The organism is Amaricoccus macauensis (genome assembly GCF_014201905.1).
Lineage (GTDB): Bacteria > Pseudomonadota > Alphaproteobacteria > Rhodobacterales > Rhodobacteraceae > Amaricoccus > Amaricoccus macauensis.
The window spans coordinates 647,512-664,087 of the sequence record NZ_JACHFM010000001.1; the positions used below are offsets into that span (position 1 = coordinate 647,512).

Genomic DNA, 16,576 nt, shown 5'->3' on the forward strand with positions numbered 1-16,576 from the left:
AAGCCCATGCCTTCCACCCCCATGCCGTCATCCCCGTCAGGGGTCGTCACCCGCTTCGCCCCATCGCCAACCGGCTACCTGCACATCGGCGGCGCCCGCACGGCGCTCTTCAACTGGCTCTATGCCCGGCACACCGGCGGCAAGTTCCTGTTGCGGATCGAGGACACCGACCGCGCCCGCTCCACGCCCGAGGCCACGGAGAAGATCTTCGAGGGGCTGCGCTGGCTCGGTCTCGACTGGGACGGCGACGCCATCAGCCAGTTCGACCGCGCGCCGCGCCACGCCGAGGTCGCCCGCGAGATGATCGCACGCGGCACCGCCTATCCCTGCTGGTCGACCCAGGAGGAGATCGAGGCATTCCGCGAGACGGCGAAGGCCGAAGGCCGGCCGCCGCTTTTCCTCTCACCCTGGCGCGACGCCGATCCCGCCACCGCCCCCGACGCGCCCTTCGTCGTCCGGCTGAAGGCGCCGCGCGACGGCGAGACCACGGTCAGCGACCTCGTGCAGGGCGACGTGACCTGGAAGAACGAGACCCTCGACGACCTGATCCTGCTGCGCTCCGACGGCACGCCGACCTACATGCTGGCAGTGGTGGTGGATGACCACGACATGAACGTCACCCACATCATCCGCGGCGACGACCACCTGACGAACTCGGCGCGCCAGACGCTGATCTATCGCGGCATGGGATGGGACGTGCCGGCGATGGCGCACATCCCGCTGATCCACGGCCCGGACGGCAAGAAGCTCTCGAAGCGCCACGGCGCCCTCGGGGTCGATGCCTATCGCGACATGGGCTATCCGGCCGAGGCGATGCGCAACTACCTCGCCCGGCTCGGCTGGAGCCACGGCAACGACGAGGTCTTCACCACCGAACAGGCGATCGGCTGGTTCGACCTCACCCACATCGGCAAGGCCCCGGCGCGCTTCGACTACGCCAAGCTCGAGAGCCTCTCGGGCCAGCATATCCGGGCGATGGACGACTCGGCTCTTCTCGGCGAACTCGAAGGTTTTCTTGCAGCGCAAAATCGTCCGGCGCTAACGGACACCGAGCGCGCCCAGATGCTCCGCGCCATGACCGGCCTCAAGGAGCGCGCAAAGATACTCCCACAAGTTCTTGACATGGCGAGCTTTATACTTGGAAAGCGACCATTTGCACCGGATGCCGCAGGAGCGAAGGCACTGGCGTCCGCTCCGGCAGGCATGATGGAAAAATTGACTTCGCGCCTGCGAAACGCTAACTGGACACCCAGCGACCTTGAGACGGTCGTCCGTGAGTTTTCCACCGATGAGGGGCTGGGCCTTGGCAAGGTCGCGCAGCCGCTTCGCGTGGCGCTGTCCGGCCGCACCGTGTCCTTGGGCGTATTCGACATGATGGATATCCTGGGCCAGACCGAAAGCCTCGCTCGGCTGGAAGATTGCGTGAATTCGGCAGCGACGGGCGCATGACGCGGTTCCCGTCGCTGGCGCGGAATGAATATGGCGACCGCGCCGTGCGGTCCCTGCGACAGAGGGGATGACTATGACACACCAGGCGCACCAGTCCGCACATCTCTCAATCGGCGACAAGTCGCTGGATCTTCCGATCTATAGTGGCACCATCGGGCCGGACGTCATCGACATCCGCAATCTCTATTCCGAAGGCGGCGTGTTCACCTTCGATCCGGGCTACACCTCGACCGGATCCTGCGAGAGCGCGATCACCTACATCGATGGCGACAAGGGCGAACTGCTCTATCGCGGCTACCCGATCGAGCAGCTGGCCGACAAGTCGAACTTCCTCGAAGTCGCGTACCTGCTGCTCTACGGCGAGCTGCCGACGGCGGCGCAGCTCGAGGATTTCGTCGGCCGCGTGACGAACCACACGATGCTGCACGAGCAGATGTCGTACTTTTTCCGCGGCTTCCGGCGCGACGCTCACCCGATGGCGATCGTCTGCGGCACCATGGGTGCCATGGCCGCGTTCTACCACGACTCGACTGACATCAACGACGCGTGGCAGCGCGAGGTCGCGACGATCCGCATGATCGCGAAGATGCCGACGATCGTGGCGTGGGCCTACAAGTATTCGGTCGGCCAGCCGTTCGTCTATCCGCGCAACTCGCTCGATTACGCCTCGAACTTCCTCAACATGTGCTTCTCGGTTCCGACCGGGGAATACGTGGTGAACCCGATCCTCTCCCGCGCGATGGACCGGATCTTCACGCTGCACGCCGACCACGAGCAGAACGCCTCGACCTCGACTGTCCGTCTCGCGTCGTCGTCGGGCGCGAACCCCTTCGCCTGCATCGCCGCGGGCGTTGCCTGCCTCTGGGGCCCGGCGCATGGCGGCGCGAACGAGGCCTGCCTGCGGATGCTCCGCCAGATCGGCACGCCCGATCGCATCCCGGAGTTCATCGCCAAGGCGAAGGACAAGGACGACCCGTTCCGCCTGATGGGCTTCGGCCACCGGGTCTACAAGAACTTCGACCCGCGCGCGAAGGTGATGAAGCAGTCGGCGGATGAAGTGCTCGGCCTGCTCGGGATCGAGAACAACCCGACGCTGCAGGTCGCCAAGGAACTTGAGCGCATCGCCCTCGAAGACGAGTACTTCGTCGAGAAGAAGCTCTATCCGAACGTCGACTTCTATTCGGGCATCATCCTCGATGCCATGGGCTTCCCCACCTCGATGTTCACGCCGATCTTCGCGCTCGCGCGCACCGTCGGCTGGATTTCGCAGTGGAAGGAGATGCTCGAGGATCCGCACCTGAAGATCGGCCGCCCGCGCCAGCTCTACACCGGCCCGACCCAGCGCGACTATGTCGAAGTCGAGGACCGCTGAAACCGGGACGGAGGCGCCGGAAAGCGCCTCCGTCACCCGCGTCCGCGCTGACGCCGCCCGTCGCGGTCTCGATATCGAGCCACGGCGGCTCGACGACAGCACCCGCACCGCCGAGCAGGCGGCTGCGGCCTGCGGGGTCAGTCTCGATCAGATCGTGAAGTCGATCGTCTTCCGCGAAGCGGGCTCAGAACGGCACGTGCTGTTCCTGACCGCTGGCGGCAACCGCGTCGATCCGGCGCGCGCGGCGGAGCTTGCCGGCGCGCCGCTCGGCAAGGCAGACGCCACCAGCGTGCGCATGGTGACCGGTTTCGCGATCGGCGGCGTCGCCCCCCTCGGACACCTGACGCCGATCGACACGTGGCTCGACCCCCGGCTCCTCGATTTCGAGGTGGTGTGGGCGGCGGCGGGGACGCCGCACCACGTGTTCCCGGTGTCGCCCACCGCGCTCGCCGCAGCGATCGGCGCAACGGTCGCCGCTTTCACCGCCTGAGCGCCACCTGATTCGACGAAATGCGAGGCAGGGCCTTCCCCGGAACCCGGGCCTCGCATTCGTGAGTCCCTTTCTTCCGCCGATCTGGTATCCTTCCCGGACAGAGAGAGGCTACCGCCGTGGCGGGCCGATCCGTCGCGCCGCAAGGCCTCCCGCCAGAAACGAGCCTGTCGGAGGAAGCCATGCCTAAGACCATTGGGAATCCGCTCTCCTGGAGCGTCGATCACGCGAAGGCGGTCGGCCAGCATCTCGGCTCGGTCGCGACCCACGTCGGCCACGAGACCGACGGCCTGACCCTGCCCGAGGTCCGGCGCATCCGGGTCGAGGACCTTCGTGAGGTATTGCGCCGCGGCGTCGATGACTTCATGGCCTGCCGCACGGACGTCGCCTTCCTCTGCCTGCTCTACCCGGCGATCGGCCTGCTCGTCGCGTGGTTCGCTCTCGACCGCAATCTTCTGCCGCTCTTGTTCCCGGCGATCTCGGGCCTCGCCATCGTCGGTCCGGTTGCCGCGGTCGGTCTCTACGAGATGAGCCGGCAGCGCGAGATGGGCCTGGAACCGGGCTGGGCGCACGCCTTCGGGGTGGTGAAGTCGCCGAACTTCGGCGCGATTCTCGCGCTTGGCCTGATGCTCGGCGCGCTCTTTGTCGTCTGGATCCTCACCGCTCACGGCATCTACTCCGCCACCATGGGCTATGAGGCGCCCGCCTCGATCGGCGCCTTCGCGCGCGACGTGATGACGACACCGGCCGGCATCACCATGGCGATCATCGGTATCGTGGTCGGTGCGCTCTTCGCCGCTCTGGCGCTTGCGGTCAGTGTCGTCGCCTTCCCGCTTCTCCTCGACCGTGGCGTTGGTGTTCCAGCGGCGATCATCACCTCGCTCCGCGTCACCGCAGCGAACCCGGTGCCGATCGCGGTGTGGGGCTTCATCGTCGCGGCTGGCCTCGTGCTCGGGTCGATCCCGCTCTTCCTCGGCCTCATCGTGGTGATGCCGATCCTCGGGCACGCCACCTGGCATCTCTATCGCCGCACGGTGGTGTGATCCCTGACAGGGGCCCCCTGGACGTCCCGGCCGATTGAGGCCGGGGCCGAAGCGGGCTAGAGAGCAGGGCATGACCGATGCACCCTCTCTTCCCGGCCACCTGACCCCTGCCCCGGCTGACCATCCGCGGGTTCCACGGGCGAAGGTCGGTGTCATCCTCGCCAACCTCGGCACGCCGGACGCCACCGACTACTGGTCGATGCGCCGCTACCTGAACGAGTTCCTGTCCGACGAGCGGGTGATCGACCTGCCCCGCTGGAAGTGGCAGCCGATCCTTCAGCTGATCATCCTGTCGAAGCGGCCGAAGAGTTCCGGCGCCAACTACGACAAGATCTGGGACCGGGAGCATGACGCAAGCCCGCTGCTCGTCATCACCCGCGAGCAGACCGCCGCCGTCGCCGCCGCCATGGCGGAGCGTCATGGCGAGGGCGTCATGGTCGACTTCGCCATGCGCTACGGCAATCCCTCCACGAAGTCGGTCATCGAGAAGATGGCGCAGGCGGGATGCGAGCGGATCGCGTTCTTCCCGCTCTATCCGCAGTATTCCGCGCCCACCACCGCCACCGCCAACGATCAGGCGTTTCGCGCGCTCATGCAGTTGCGACGGCAGCCGGCGTTTCGCACGGTGCCGAGCTACCACGACCATCCGCTCTATATCGAGGCGTTGGCGCGTTCGGTGGAAGACGCCTATGGCGGCCTCGACCGCCGGCCGGACCTGCTCGTCACCAGCTATCACGGCATGCCGGAGCGCTATCTGCGCGAGGGCGACCCCTACCACTGCCAGTGCCAGAAGACGACGCGCCTGCTGCGCGAGCGCCTCGGCTGGCCGGAGGACGAGGTGGTGATCAGCTTCCAGTCGCGCTTCGGCAGCGAGGAGTGGCTGAAGCCCTATACCGTCGAGGAGGTGGCGCGCCTTGCCAAGGCCGGCAAGCGCCACATCGCGGTGATGGCGCCTGCTTTCTCAGCCGACTGCGTCGAGACGCTGGAGGAAGTGGAAGGCGAGATCCGCGAGGCATTCATGCACGCGGGTGGGGAGGGTTTCGCCTACATTCCGTGCCTGAATGCCGCGCCCACTCACATCGAGATGATGGTCTCGATCCTTGAGCGCGAGCTTTCCGGCTGGCTCTGACCGCTGGTCAGCGCGACGAGGCGGCGACCACCGAGAGCGGCGCAAGCCCAGCCGCAACGAACGGTGCCACCGGCTGGCCACGATAGATGTTCAGCCCGTCACGGACGACGACTTTCCCGTCGGGCAACCGCTCGACGATCTCTCCGTAGACTGAAACCCGACTTGAAACCTGGATGGTCTGGTACATGGTGCGCTTCCTTCCCGACCGTTTGCCTTTGTGGCAAACTTTCTTAGTTCCGTTTCCAAAACGTTAACTGAGTCGGGTTCCAGCGTCACGAAAATTTTGCCCCTGACGGTCACGACCTTCGACCAACGTCTCAGAGCCAGTCGCGAAGCATGGCAAGAAGCGGCTTGTCGGCCGGCGGCATGGGATAGGACGGCAGATCGCGCACGCCGACCCATCTCAGCGCTGCGTGCTCGCGGGCCACGGGGACACCCTGCCACTTGCGGCAGGCATAGAGCGGCATCAGCAGATGGAAGTCATCGTAGGCGTGGCTGGCAAAGGTAAGCGGCGCGAGGCAGCTCGACCACGTGTCGATGCCGAGCTCCTCCTGCAACTCGCGGATCAGGGCCGCCTCCGGCGTCTCGCCGGCCTCGACCTTGCCTCCGGGAAACTCCCAGAGCCCGGCGAGCGACTTGCCCTCCGGGCGCTGGGCAATCAGTATCCGGCCGTCCGGGTCGATGAGCGCGACGGCCGCGACGAGAACGAGCCTTGTGTCGCCCATCCCCGTGCTCAGGACCGGTAGTCGGCGTTGATCTCGATGTAGCGATGGGTGAGATCGCAGGTCCAGACCGTCGCCTCCCCGTCACCGATCCCGAGGTCCACGCCCACGACGAGGTCCGCCTGCTTCATGTAAGCCGCCCCGTCGGCCTCGCGGTAGGACGGCGCGACCCACCCCTTCTCCGCGACGAGGATGTCACCGAAGCGGATCGACAGCCTGTCCCGGTCGGCCTCCGCGCCCGACTTGCCCACCGCCATGACGATGCGGCCCCAGTTCGGATCCTCGCCGGCGAACGCGGTCTTGACGAGCGGCGAATTGGCAATGGCGAAGCCGACCTTGCGGGCCTCGGCATCGCTTACCGCGCCGGTGACCCGGACCTCGACAAACTTCGTCGCGCCCTCGCCGTCCTTCACCACCTGATGCGCCAGATCGAGCATCACGTCACCGAGCGCCACCTCGAACGCCGCGGCGCGCGGATCGTCCGGCGCCTCGATACGAGGCATCGCCGCCTGCCCGGTCGCCGCCATGACGAGCGTGTCCGAAGTCGAGGTATCGCCATCCACGGTGATGGCGTTGAAGCTCCGGTCCGACTGCCGCGACACGATCGCCTGCAGGAGGCCCGGCGCGATCGCGGCATCGCTGAAAAGATAGACCAGCATCGTCGCCATGTCCGGCGCGATCATCCCCGATCCCTTGGCGAAGCCCATGATCGTCACCGGCACGCCGCCGAGATCGACGGTCACGACCGCGCCCTTTGGAAAGGTGTCCGTCGTCATGATCGCGCGCGCCGCCCGCTCGGCCGCATCGACCGACAAGGTATCACGCAGTCCGCCAATGGCCGCGACGATGCGATCCGCCGGCAGTGGCTCACCGATGACACCGGTCGAGGCGGTAAAGACATGGCCCTCGGGCACCCCGAGCGCGCCGGCGACCGCCGCGACGGTCGCATCAACGGCGACGCGCCCGGCGTTGCCGGTAAAGGCATTGGCGTTCCCGGAGTTCACCAGGATCGCGAAGCCGCCGTCGCCCGGCCCGCCCCGATGCAGCGCCGCGAGCTTTTCCTCGCAGGCGAGCACCGGACCCGACCGGGTAGCCGACTTCGTGAACACGCCGGCGATCGACGCACCGGGCGCGATCTCCGCGAGCATCACGTCGAGCCGCCCCTTGTAACGAACGCCCGCCTCGGCGGCGGCGAACCGCACGCCGGCCACGGGCGGCAAGGCCGGAAAGCCGCTCGCGGGTGCGAGCGGCGAAACCGGCGGCGCAGCCTTCGTCCCGGCCATCGCGCGCCTCAGTTCGTCAGAACGTTGGCGTCGCGGATCGCCGAGGCCGGCACCGCATCCTCGTGCACCTCGACCTTGCCTGCCGCGCGGAGCTCGGTGAGCTTCGCTTCGAGTGCTGCCTGGCGGATCTCGGTCTCGAGCTGCGGCCGTGCCTCATCGAGCGTCGGCGCCTTGGTCTCGCGCACGTCGACGAGCTTCACGAGATGCCAGCCGAACTGCGTCTTCACCGGATCGGAAACGCTGCCCTTCTCAAGGGCCTTCACCGCCGTCTCGAACTCCGGCACCATCTGCCCGGTGCCGAACCAGCCGAGATCACCGCCCGACGCGGCCGAGCCGTCGCTGGAATTTGCCTTCGCCACCTCGGCGAAGTCCGCGCCGCCGTCGATTTCGGCCTTCAGCGCCTTCGCCTTGTCCTCGCTGTCGACGAGGATGTGCGCGGCACTCCACTCGGTCTGCGGCTTGAAGTCGGCCACGAGCTTGTCATAGGCGGCCTTCAGCGCGTCCTCGCTCACGACGCTCATCACCGCATCCCGGGCCGCGTGGCTTGCAAGCGCGGTGCGGCGTGTGTTCTCGACCGCGAGCTTCACCTCCAGCGGATCGGTGTCGGGCGACGCCGACTGGGCAGCCGCGAGAAGCTGCTGGTCGACCATCTGGTCGAGCAGGCCCTTCAGCAGGGCGCCGTCGGGCAGGGTCTGGTACTGCTGCGGCAGCGCGCCGACCATGACAATCACGTTTCCGAGTGTGATCGGCGTTCCGTTCACCGTCGCGAGCACGGTGTCGGCGTTGTAGGTCTTCCCGGCAGTCTGTGCATCCGTAGCCGCCGGAGCCGGCGTGGCGGGCTGGTCCTGGGCGAACCCGGGGACGGTGATGAAGGCGGTCGCGATGCCAGCCATCAGGCTGACGGCAAGAGTGCTGCGCATTCCTTGTGATCTCCCGTTCGCGCCTGACTTCCGGCGCGCATTCCCGTGCAATTTTCGCAAGTGGCGCCCGCCTGTGGGGCGCCGTTGACAGGCGCAGTGCAGCCGCTTACATCCCCAGACGGCTGTGGTCGGGCCGCTCGCGCCGTGCGTTGCTTAGACGGTTCGGTCCGCATGAACAAGCGCCCCCGCAATAACAGATCGGTGGGCTGGTGAAGCGGCGGGGACGATCGTTCCGGCGGCCGCGGAATTCGAGGACACGCACTGCATGATGGGCATTGGCACGCTGGCGAAGAAGGTGTTCGGGTCGCCGAACGACCGGAAGGTGAAGGCGACGCGCCCGATCGTGGAGAAGATCAACTCGCTCGAACCTGACTTCCGGGCGCTCGACGACGCGGGGCTGAAGGCCAAGACCACCGAGTTCCGCGAGCGGCTGGCGAAGGGCGAATCCCTCGACAGCCTCCTGCCGGAAGCCTTTGCAAACGCTCGGGAAGCTGCTCGCCGCACCCTTGGCCTGCGCCCCTTCGACGTGCAGCTCATGGGCGGAATTTTCCTGCATCAGGGCAACATCGCGGAGATGAAGACCGGCGAGGGCAAGACCCTGATGGCGACGCTGCCGGTCTATCTGAACGCGCTGACCGGGCGTGGCGTCCACGTGGTCACGGTGAACGATTACCTCGCGAAACGTGACGCCGACTGGATGAGCCTCGTCTACCACGCCCTCGGCCTGACGGTGGGTGTGGTGGTTCCGGGAATGGAGGAGTCTGAGAAGAAAGTCGCATACGACTCCGACATCACCTACGCCACCAACAACGAGCTCGGCTTCGATTACCTGCGCGACAACATGAAGTCCGACCTCGCGCAGGTGCTGCAGCGCGATCACTACTTCGCGATCGTCGACGAGGTCGACTCGATCCTGATCGACGAGGCGCGCACGCCGCTCATCATCTCCGGCCCGAGTCAGGACCGCTCGGAGCTCTACATCGCCATCGACAAGCTCATCCCCGAGCTCACGACCGAACACTACGATCTCGACGAGAAGCAGCGCTCGACGACCCTGACCGAGGCCGGCAACGAATACGTCGAGGTCCGGCTGCGGCAGATGGGCCACCTCGCCCACGACACCACGCTCTACGATCCCGAGAGCACCAACATCGTCCACCACGTGAACCAGGCGCTGCGCGCCCATGTGCTCTTCCACCGCGACAAGGACTATATCGTCAGGAACGGCGAGGTGATGCTCATCGACGAGTTCACCGGCCGGATGATGCAGGGCCGCCGCCTCTCGGACGGTCTGCATCAGGCGATCGAGGCCAAGGAGAACGTCAGCATCCGTCCCGAGAACGTGACGCTCGCGTCGGTGACGTTCCAGAACTACTTCCGCCTCTACGACAAGCTCGGCGGAATGACCGGCACGGCGGCGACCGAGGCGGACGAGTTCTTCGAGATCTACAAGCTCGGCGTCGTCGAGGTTCCGACCAACAAGCCGGTGATCCGCAAGGACAACGACGACCAGGTCTTCCGCACCGCGCGCGAGAAGTACGAGGCCATCGTCGTCGAGATCAAGCGCGCCCACGAGGCCGGACAGCCGATCCTCGTCGGCACCACGTCGATCGAGAAGTCCGAGGCGCTCTCGGAGATGCTGAAGGCGGCGAAAGTGCCGCACAACGTCCTGAACGCGCGCTACCACGAGCAGGAGGCCGGCATCGTCGCCGAGGCAGGCGTGGCCGGGGCGGTGACGATCGCGACCAACATGGCCGGCCGCGGCACCGACATCCAGCTCGGCGGCAATGTCGACATGCGCGTGGTGAGCGAGCTCGAACGCGCCGAGAAGGAAGGCCGTCAGGCCGATCCCGCCGCGGTCCGCGAAAGGATCGAGACCGAGGTCGCCGCCGAAAAGGCCAGGGTGCTCGACGCCGGCGGCCTCTACGTGCTCGCCACCGAGCGCCACGAGAGTCGGCGCATCGACAACCAGCTCCGCGGCCGCTCGGGCCGGCAGGGCGACCCGGGCCGGACCAACTTCTATCTCTCGCTCGAGGACGACCTCATGCGGATCTTCGGATCCGACCGGCTCGACTCCATGCTGAGCAAGCTCGGCATGAAGGAAGGCGAGGCGATCATCCACCCGTGGGTGAACAAGGCGCTGGAGAAGGCCCAGGGCAAGGTCGAGGCCCGCAACTTCGAGATCCGCAAGAACCTGCTGAAATACGACGACGTGATGAACGACCAGCGCAAGGCGATCTTCGCCCAGCGCCGGGAGATCATGGAGTCGCAGGACCTCTCCGAGGTGACAGGCGACATGCGCCGTCAGGTGGTCGACGACCTCGTCGCCGAGCACGTCCCGGCCCGCGCCTACGCCGACCAGTGGGACATCGACGGCCTGACGACGCGGGGCCGCGAGATCTTCGGCCTCGACCTGCCCTTCAGGGAATGGGCTGACGAGGAAGGTGTCGACGATACCGACATCCGCGAGCGGACGAACGAGGCCGTCGACCGCCTGATGGCCGAGAAGGAAGCCCGCTACGGCGAGCCCACCATGCGCGCCGTCGAGAAGCAGGTGTTGCTCCAGACCATCGACCAGAACTGGCGCGAGCACCTCGTCACGCTGGAGCACCTCCGCAGCGTCGTGGGCTTCCGCGGCTACGCCCAGCGCGACCCGCTGAACGAGTACAAGTCCGAGGGCTTCCAGCTCTTCGAGGGCCTCCTGAACCGCCTGCGGTCCGAGGTGACCCGTCTCCTCGCCCACGTGCAGGTGATGACCCAGGACGAGCAGCAGGCGATGATCGCCGAGATGCAGGCGCGCGCCCAGGCGCAGGCCGAGGCACAGGCCACCGTGCAGCAGGGCGCCCTCGCAGCGGCTCAGGCCTCGGTCCAGAACCGTGTGCCGGAAATGGCGGGCGGCGCGGCGGCCCCGACCTATGCCCCGGGCATCGACCCGGCCGATCCGGGCACCTGGGGCGCCAGCGGCCGCAACGATCCCTGCCCCTGCGGCTCGGGCAAGAAGTACAAGCACTGCCACGGCCGGGTCTGACCGCCCGGTCCGAGGCCACTCCCGGGGAGCGAGATGGTCGACACCGACACCGGGCGCTACCTCGCGTTCTTTCGCGCCACTGAAGCCCTGAAGGACACGCTCCGGAGCGGCCACACCCGCGGTGGCCGGCCCGAGAGCACCGCCGAACACAGCTGGCGGCTTTGCCTGATGGCGTTCACCCTCGCGGACGCGCTCCCGGGCATCGACATCGGCCGGCTGATCGAGCGCCTGATCATCCACGATCTCGGGGAAGCGATCTCGGGCGACGTCCCTGCGCCCGCGCAGCAAGACGACAAGACCGCCGACGAGCGCCGTGACCTGCTCGCCCTGATCGCGCCCCTGCCTGAGCCGACCCGCATCCGCCTGCTGGCGCGCTGGGACGAGTACAACGCCGTCGCGACCCCCGAGGCCCGCCTCGCGAAGGGCCTCGACCGGCTGGAGACGGTGCTCCAGCACACGCAGGGTGCCAACCCTCCGGATTTCGACTACGCCTTCAACCTCGCCTACGGCCGCGACCACACCGACGCCCATCCGCTGCTCGCCGCCCTGCGCGCCCCCGTCGACGCCGAAACCGCGCGGCTCGCCAACCCGAAGCGTGACGACCGGCCCTGATCGCGCGCCCGGGCCAGCTTCTCCCCGCGCGCCCCCGGATTTCATACTGGCAGAAACCCTATCGGGCAGTCGCGAGGGGCCCCGCCAACAGGCGGGGAGAAATCCCTTCCCTCACGGGCGCAAGCCCGTTCCGCCGAAGCGAAGCCGCAAAGGCGGCGCAGCGCCAAGCGATGACCGAGTGGGGGCCGGCACGGCCCCCCCGAGGGCGGCGCTCGCTACTCCGCCGCCACGTCGATGAACCCGCCCGACTGGTGCTCCCAGAAGCGGGCATAAAGCCCGCGGCGGGCAAGCAGCGACTGATGCGTGCCTTCCTCGACGATCCGGCCGCCGTCGAGCACGACGATCCGGTCCATGCGGGCGATCGTCGAGAGCCGGTGGGCAATGGCGATCACCGTCTTGCCCTCCATCACCGTCTCGAGCGTCTCCTGAATCGCCGCCTCCACCTCGGAGTCGAGCGCGCTCGTCGCCTCGTCGAGCACGAGGACCGGGGCGTTCTTCAGGATCACCCGGGCGAGTGCCACCCGCTGCCGCTGGCCGCCGGAGAGCTTCACCCCCCGTTCGCCGAGATGCGCCGAGTAGCCCTCCCGACCCTTGAAGTCGCGCAAAGTCAGGATGAACTCGTGCGCCTCGGCCCGCCGGGCGGCGGCAAAGACCTCCTCGTCGCTCGCCTCAGGCCGGCCATAGCGGATGTTCTCCATGGCTGAGCGATTGAACATCGCCGTCTCCTGTCGGACCATGCCGATCTGCGCCCGGAGCAGGTCCTGTCGGATCTCGCGGATATCCACGTCGTCGAGCATGATCCGGCCCGCCTCCACGTCGTAGAGACGGAGAAGCAGGGACACCGCGGTGCTCTTGCCGACACCGGACCGCCCGATCAGCGCCACCCGCTCCCCCGGGCGCACATCGAGTGTGAAGCCGTCGAGCGCCGGCACCGGCCGGCCGTAGCCGAAGGTCACGTTCTCGAAGCTGACCGCGCCACGGATCCGCGCAGGGGTCTGCGGCTGCGTCGCGTCGGTGATGGTATGCGCCGGCGAGAGCGTGCGGATCCCGTCCTCGATCTCGCCGACATTGGCAAACATCCCCATGGCGGCCATGGAGACCCACCCCGACATCTGGGCAAGACGCGTGGCAATGATGCCCGCGGTCGCGATGTCGCCGGCGGTGGCGAGATCGCGCGTCCAGAGCACCAGCGCCCCGCCGATCAGCGCCACCGGCAGGGCCCCGGCCAGCGCCATCAGCCAGAACCGGAAGGCCGAGCTCACCCGGCCAAAGGCGACGGTGGCGCCGCGATAGCCCTCGAGGGCGCGCAGCGCCGCTTCGTCCTCGTGCAACCCGTGGCTGAAGAGCTTGACCGTGGCGATGTTGGTGATCGTGTCGACCACCTGCCCGGTCACCACCGCCCGGGCCGCGGCACGCGCCGTCGAGCGGGCGCGCACCTGCGGCATGTAGTGCCGGATCAGCAGCACGTAGCCCGCGAGCCAGACCAGCATGGCCGCGGCGAGCCAGAGGTTCATGTGGCCGACGATGGCGATCGCCCCGACAATGGCAGTGACCGCCAGGCCGAAGGTGTTCACCGCCTCGCTCACCGCATCGGTGATCGCCCGGGCGGTCTGCTGTTGTTTCTGGGCGATCCGGCCGGCGAAGTCGTCGTCGAAGAAGGACAGCGCCTGCCCGAGCGTGTGCCGGTTCAGCCGGGCAAGGACGAGCGGATAGAGGTTCGGCCCGAGCGACAGGCTGGTCAGCGCCGCGCCGAGCCCGAGCAGCGTCGGGCGCAGCAGCAGAAAGAAGCCAGCCATTGCCAGCAGGATCAGCCAGTTACCGGCGAGAAACCCGGCAGCACCCCGCGCCTGGGCAATATCGATCAGCCAGCCGACGAGCTGCGCCGAGACCACTTCGGTGATGCCGATCGCGATCGAAACGATGAGCGACAGCGAGACCGCCGGCAGCGCCCCGCGCAACACCCAGGCCATGAAGCGCCACAGACGATCCGGCGGCGGCCCCTCGGCCGGGACGAACGGGTCGATGAGATCGGGAAGCCGGCGGCGAATCATTCAGACAAATCCTGAGCGCCGGTCCACGGCAGTATGCGCCGCGGCGGTCACCGACGGGCTTTGCTGGAGGGCGATTTTCATCCCCCTATGGTAGGAGGCGAACAGCCGAAGGCAAACCTCTGCCAACCACGTGGTTCACGGTCGACGCACGCTTGGGTTGTGATACTGTGCAGGATCATACCCTGGAGGACTGATGGACAAGACCGAGCAACTGGCACAGGCCGTCGAAGCTCTTTCCCTGCAGGCCCGTGCCCACGAAGCCGTCCTGACCGCACTGGCGCGTCGGGCCGGGCTGACTGCGGATGACATGATCCTGTCGCTCGGTCAGCGGGACATGCTCGACGCCCCTCAGCACCTCGCCGAAGTGATGGAGCGGATCCGGCGCATCCTCGAACGGGCGGGCGTATCCGAATAGCGCTCGCCCCCCGCCTTCCCGTCGCCGCAACCCGCGGCGGCGAAACCGGCGCACCCGCCGCCAGCGCGGCGCGGGAGGAACGCCGTCACACTCGGGCGGTCGACGCGCCGCCGCCGCCCGGGGGGTCGCGATCAGCTTGCCGGTTCGGGCTCGAGGCCGTCATCGCGCGACGGACGGGCCGACTTGCCGGTCTTCGGGATTGCCGCGATGCCCGACGGCCCCTCGTCCTTGTCGTCGTCATCACCGCCACGGTTCAGCGGCTGGCCGTGGATCACCCGAGTGATCTCCTTGCCGGTCAGCGTCTCGTACTCCAGGAGCCCGTTCGCCAGCCGGTCGAGATCGTCGCGCTTCTCCGTCAGGATCCGCTTGGCCGTCTCGTAGCCCTCGACGACCAGCTTGCGCACTTCCTGGTCGATCATTTCCTGGGTATCGGGTCCGGCGTTCACCGCGGCGCCCTGCGGGCCGAGATAGCTGAACTGCTCGTTGGCGTAGTCGATGTTCCCGAGCGCCGGCGACATGCCGAACTTGGTCACCATGGCGCGCGCGATCCGGCTCACCTGCTGGATGTCCGACGCCGCACCGGAGGTCACGTTCTCCGGTCCGAAGACCAGTTCCTCAGCGACCTTGCCGCCCATGGCCATGGCGATCATCGACTTGTACTTCGTCATCGTCACCGACAGCTGGTCACGCTCCGGCAGGCTCAGCACCAGACCGAGGGCGCGGCCGCGCGGGATGATCGTCGCCTTGTGGATCGGATCGTGCTGCGGGACATTCAGCCCGACGACCGCGTGACCGGCCTCGTGGAACGCCGTGAGCTTGCGCTCGTCATCGGACATGACCATGGACCGCCGCTCGGCGCCCATCATCACCTTGTCCTTGGCATTCTCGAAATCCATCATCGTGACGAACCGCTTGCCGGTCCGCGCCGCCGTCAGGGCCGCCTCGTTCACGAGGTTCGCCAGATCGGCGCCGGAGAACCCCGGCGTGCCACGCGCGATGACCCGCAGATCGACGTCGGCGCTGAGCGGCACGCGCCGCGCATGCACCGCGAGGATCTTTTCCCGCCCCTTGATGTCGGGGTTCGTCACCTGCACCTGCCGGTCGAAGCGGCCGGGGCGCAGAAGCGCAGGATCGAGGACGTCCGGGCGGTTGGTCGCGGCGATGAGGATCACCCCCTCGTTCGCCTCGAAGCCGTCCATCTCCACGAGAAGCTGGTTCAGCGTCTGCTCGCGCTCGTCGTTGCCGCCGCCGTAGCCCGCGCCACGGTGCCGGCCGACCGCGTCGATCTCGTCGATGAAGACGATGCAAGGCGCGTTCTTCTTGGCCTGCTCGAACATGTCGCGCACCCGGCTGGCGCCGACGCCCACGAACATCTCGACGAAGTCCGAACCGGAGATCGTGAAGAACGGCACGCCGGCCTCGCCCGCGATCGCGCGCGCCAGCAGCGTCTTGCCGGTACCCGGAGGTCCGACGAGCAGCGCGCCCTTGGGGATCTTGCCGCCGAGACGCGAGAACTTCTGCGGGTCGCGCAGGAACTCGACGATCTCCTCGAGCTCTTCCTTGGCCTCGTCGATGCCCGCGACGTCGTTGAACGTCACCTTGCCCGACTTCTCGGTCAGGAGCTTGGCCTTCGACTTGCCGAAACCCATGGCGCCGCCACGTCCGCCGCCCTGCATCCGGTTCATGAAGAAGATCCAGACGCCGATGAGCAGCAGGAACGGAAGCCAGAGGCCGAGTGCGGAGACGAAGCCCGACTGCTCCTGCGGCGCGGCCTGGATCTCGACCTTGTGCTCGCGCAGGTCAGGGATCACGTCATTGCCGCGCGGCTGGATCGTCTGGAACTGCGTCCCGTCCGTGCCGGTGATTGCCACCCGTTCGCCGTCGAGGCGCACGGACGCGACCTCGTTCGCCTCCACCCGGTTCAGGAAGTCCGAATAGCTGATCTCCCGCCCCATCGAGGTGCGGCTGCCGTTCGAGAAGACGTTGAAGAGCGCGACCATCAACAGGAACAGGATGATCCAGAATGCGATATTCTTGGTGTTACCCACTTCGGCGTCTCCAG

At 67.4% G+C, this 16,576-nt stretch carries 14 protein-coding genes; 8 read left to right on the top strand and 6 right to left on the bottom strand.

The window, feature by feature from the left end:
• The first annotated feature begins 6 nt into the window (after window positions 1-6).
• From gltX to hemH, 5 genes are all read left to right on the top strand, one after another.
• Window positions 7-1,449, top strand: coding sequence for a glutamate--tRNA ligase (gene gltX / locus HNP73_RS03115; protein ID WP_425486614.1), 1,443 nt, complete (start codon window positions 7-9; stop codon window positions 1,447-1,449).
• A 73-nt stretch (window positions 1,450-1,522) separates the two neighbouring features.
• Entirely contained in the window at window positions 1,523-2,821 is a 1,299-nt protein-coding gene (gene gltA / locus HNP73_RS03120; protein WP_184147006.1) for a citrate synthase, read from the top strand.
• Entirely contained in the window at window positions 2,799-3,311 is a 513-nt protein-coding gene (locus HNP73_RS03125; RefSeq protein WP_184147008.1) for a YbaK/EbsC family protein, read from the top strand. The genes gltA and HNP73_RS03125 overlap by 23 nt, the downstream gene beginning before the upstream one ends.
• A gap of 182 nt (window positions 3,312-3,493) precedes the next feature.
• Window positions 3,494-4,354: a DUF2189 domain-containing protein gene (locus HNP73_RS03130; protein WP_184147010.1), complete on the top strand. Its 861-nt coding sequence runs from the start codon at window positions 3,494-3,496 to the stop codon at window positions 4,352-4,354.
• A gap of 70 nt (window positions 4,355-4,424) precedes the next feature.
• Window positions 4,425-5,483 carry a ferrochelatase gene (gene hemH, locus HNP73_RS03135; protein WP_184147012.1) on the top strand — a complete coding sequence of 353 codons (1,059 nt, stop codon included), beginning with the start codon at window positions 4,425-4,427 and terminating at the stop codon, window positions 5,481-5,483.
• Between the two features lie 7 nt (window positions 5,484-5,490).
• Here hemH and HNP73_RS03140 read toward each other — a convergent pair whose 3' ends face one another.
• The 4 genes from HNP73_RS03140 to HNP73_RS03155 all read right to left on the bottom strand — a co-directional run bounded on the left by HNP73_RS03140 (window position 5,491) and on the right by HNP73_RS03155 (window position 8,408).
• Window positions 5,491-5,670 (bottom strand): hypothetical protein, encoded by a 180-nt coding sequence (locus HNP73_RS03140; RefSeq protein WP_184147014.1) that lies wholly within the window; start codon window positions 5,668-5,670, stop codon window positions 5,491-5,493.
• Between the two features lie 130 nt (window positions 5,671-5,800).
• Entirely contained in the window at window positions 5,801-6,208 is a 408-nt protein-coding gene (locus tag HNP73_RS03145) for a (deoxy)nucleoside triphosphate pyrophosphohydrolase (protein WP_184147016.1), read from the bottom strand.
• A gap of 8 nt (window positions 6,209-6,216) precedes the next feature.
• Window positions 6,217-7,488: a bifunctional glutamate N-acetyltransferase/amino-acid acetyltransferase ArgJ gene (gene argJ / locus HNP73_RS03150; protein WP_184147019.1), complete on the bottom strand. Its 1,272-nt coding sequence runs from the start codon at window positions 7,486-7,488 to the stop codon at window positions 6,217-6,219.
• A gap of 8 nt (window positions 7,489-7,496) precedes the next feature.
• The gene (locus tag HNP73_RS03155) at window positions 7,497-8,408 is read right to left on the bottom strand and encodes a peptidylprolyl isomerase (RefSeq protein ID WP_184147021.1); all 912 of its coding nucleotides are present in this window, start codon (window positions 8,406-8,408) and stop codon (window positions 7,497-7,499) included.
• Between the two features lie 265 nt (window positions 8,409-8,673).
• Between HNP73_RS03155 and secA the strand changes: the two genes are divergently transcribed.
• Window positions 8,674-11,436, top strand: coding sequence for a preprotein translocase subunit SecA (secA, locus tag HNP73_RS03160; RefSeq protein ID WP_184147023.1), 2,763 nt, complete (start codon window positions 8,674-8,676; stop codon window positions 11,434-11,436).
• Window positions 11,437-11,469: 33 nt separating this feature from the next.
• Window positions 11,470-12,048 (top strand): HD domain-containing protein, encoded by a 579-nt coding sequence (locus HNP73_RS03165; RefSeq protein WP_184147025.1) that lies wholly within the window; start codon window positions 11,470-11,472, stop codon window positions 12,046-12,048.
• A 215-nt stretch (window positions 12,049-12,263) separates the two neighbouring features.
• On the opposite strand, the gene HNP73_RS03170 is transcribed toward HNP73_RS03165, so the two are convergent.
• Window positions 12,264-14,099 carry an ABC transporter ATP-binding protein gene (locus HNP73_RS03170; RefSeq protein WP_184147027.1) on the bottom strand — a complete coding sequence of 612 codons (1,836 nt, stop codon included), beginning with the start codon at window positions 14,097-14,099 and terminating at the stop codon, window positions 12,264-12,266.
• Window positions 14,100-14,292: 193 nt separating this feature from the next.
• On the opposite strand from HNP73_RS03170, the gene HNP73_RS03175 reads away from it, so the two are divergent.
• Window positions 14,293-14,514 carry a hypothetical protein gene (locus tag HNP73_RS03175; RefSeq protein WP_184147029.1) on the top strand — a complete coding sequence of 74 codons (222 nt, stop codon included), beginning with the start codon at window positions 14,293-14,295 and terminating at the stop codon, window positions 14,512-14,514.
• A 131-nt stretch (window positions 14,515-14,645) separates the two neighbouring features.
• Here HNP73_RS03175 and ftsH read toward each other — a convergent pair whose 3' ends face one another.
• Window positions 14,646-16,562 carry an ATP-dependent zinc metalloprotease FtsH gene (ftsH, locus tag HNP73_RS03180; protein ID WP_184147031.1) on the bottom strand — a complete coding sequence of 639 codons (1,917 nt, stop codon included), beginning with the start codon at window positions 16,560-16,562 and terminating at the stop codon, window positions 14,646-14,648.
• Window positions 16,563-16,576: the final 14 nt, after the last annotated feature.

What these genes read in the sequence shown, in the direction of transcription:
- gltX (WP_425486614.1), top strand. Translation starts at nt 7, where the DNA reads ATGCCTTCCACCCCCATGCCGTCATCCCCGTCAGGGGTCGTCACCCGC.
- gltA (WP_184147006.1), top strand. Translation starts at nt 1,523, where the DNA reads ATGACACACCAGGCGCACCAGTCCGCACATCTCTCAATCGGCGACAAG.
- HNP73_RS03125 (WP_184147008.1), top strand. Translation starts at nt 2,799, where the DNA reads ATGTCGAAGTCGAGGACCGCTGAAACCGGGACGGAGGCGCCGGAAAGC.
- HNP73_RS03130 (WP_184147010.1), top strand. Translation starts at nt 3,494, where the DNA reads ATGCCTAAGACCATTGGGAATCCGCTCTCCTGGAGCGTCGATCACGCG.
- hemH (WP_184147012.1), top strand. Translation starts at nt 4,425, where the DNA reads ATGACCGATGCACCCTCTCTTCCCGGCCACCTGACCCCTGCCCCGGCT.
- HNP73_RS03140 (WP_184147014.1), bottom strand. Translation starts at nt 5,670, where the DNA reads ATGTACCAGACCATCCAGGTTTCAAGTCGGGTTTCAGTCTACGGAGAG.
- HNP73_RS03145 (WP_184147016.1), bottom strand. Translation starts at nt 6,208, where the DNA reads ATGGGCGACACAAGGCTCGTTCTCGTCGCGGCCGTCGCGCTCATCGAC.
- argJ (WP_184147019.1), bottom strand. Translation starts at nt 7,488, where the DNA reads ATGGCCGGGACGAAGGCTGCGCCGCCGGTTTCGCCGCTCGCACCCGCG.
- HNP73_RS03155 (WP_184147021.1), bottom strand. Translation starts at nt 8,408, where the DNA reads ATGCGCAGCACTCTTGCCGTCAGCCTGATGGCTGGCATCGCGACCGCC.
- secA (WP_184147023.1), top strand. Translation starts at nt 8,674, where the DNA reads ATGATGGGCATTGGCACGCTGGCGAAGAAGGTGTTCGGGTCGCCGAAC.
- HNP73_RS03165 (WP_184147025.1), top strand. Translation starts at nt 11,470, where the DNA reads ATGGTCGACACCGACACCGGGCGCTACCTCGCGTTCTTTCGCGCCACT.
- HNP73_RS03170 (WP_184147027.1), bottom strand. Translation starts at nt 14,099, where the DNA reads ATGATTCGCCGCCGGCTTCCCGATCTCATCGACCCGTTCGTCCCGGCC.
- HNP73_RS03175 (WP_184147029.1), top strand. Translation starts at nt 14,293, where the DNA reads ATGGACAAGACCGAGCAACTGGCACAGGCCGTCGAAGCTCTTTCCCTG.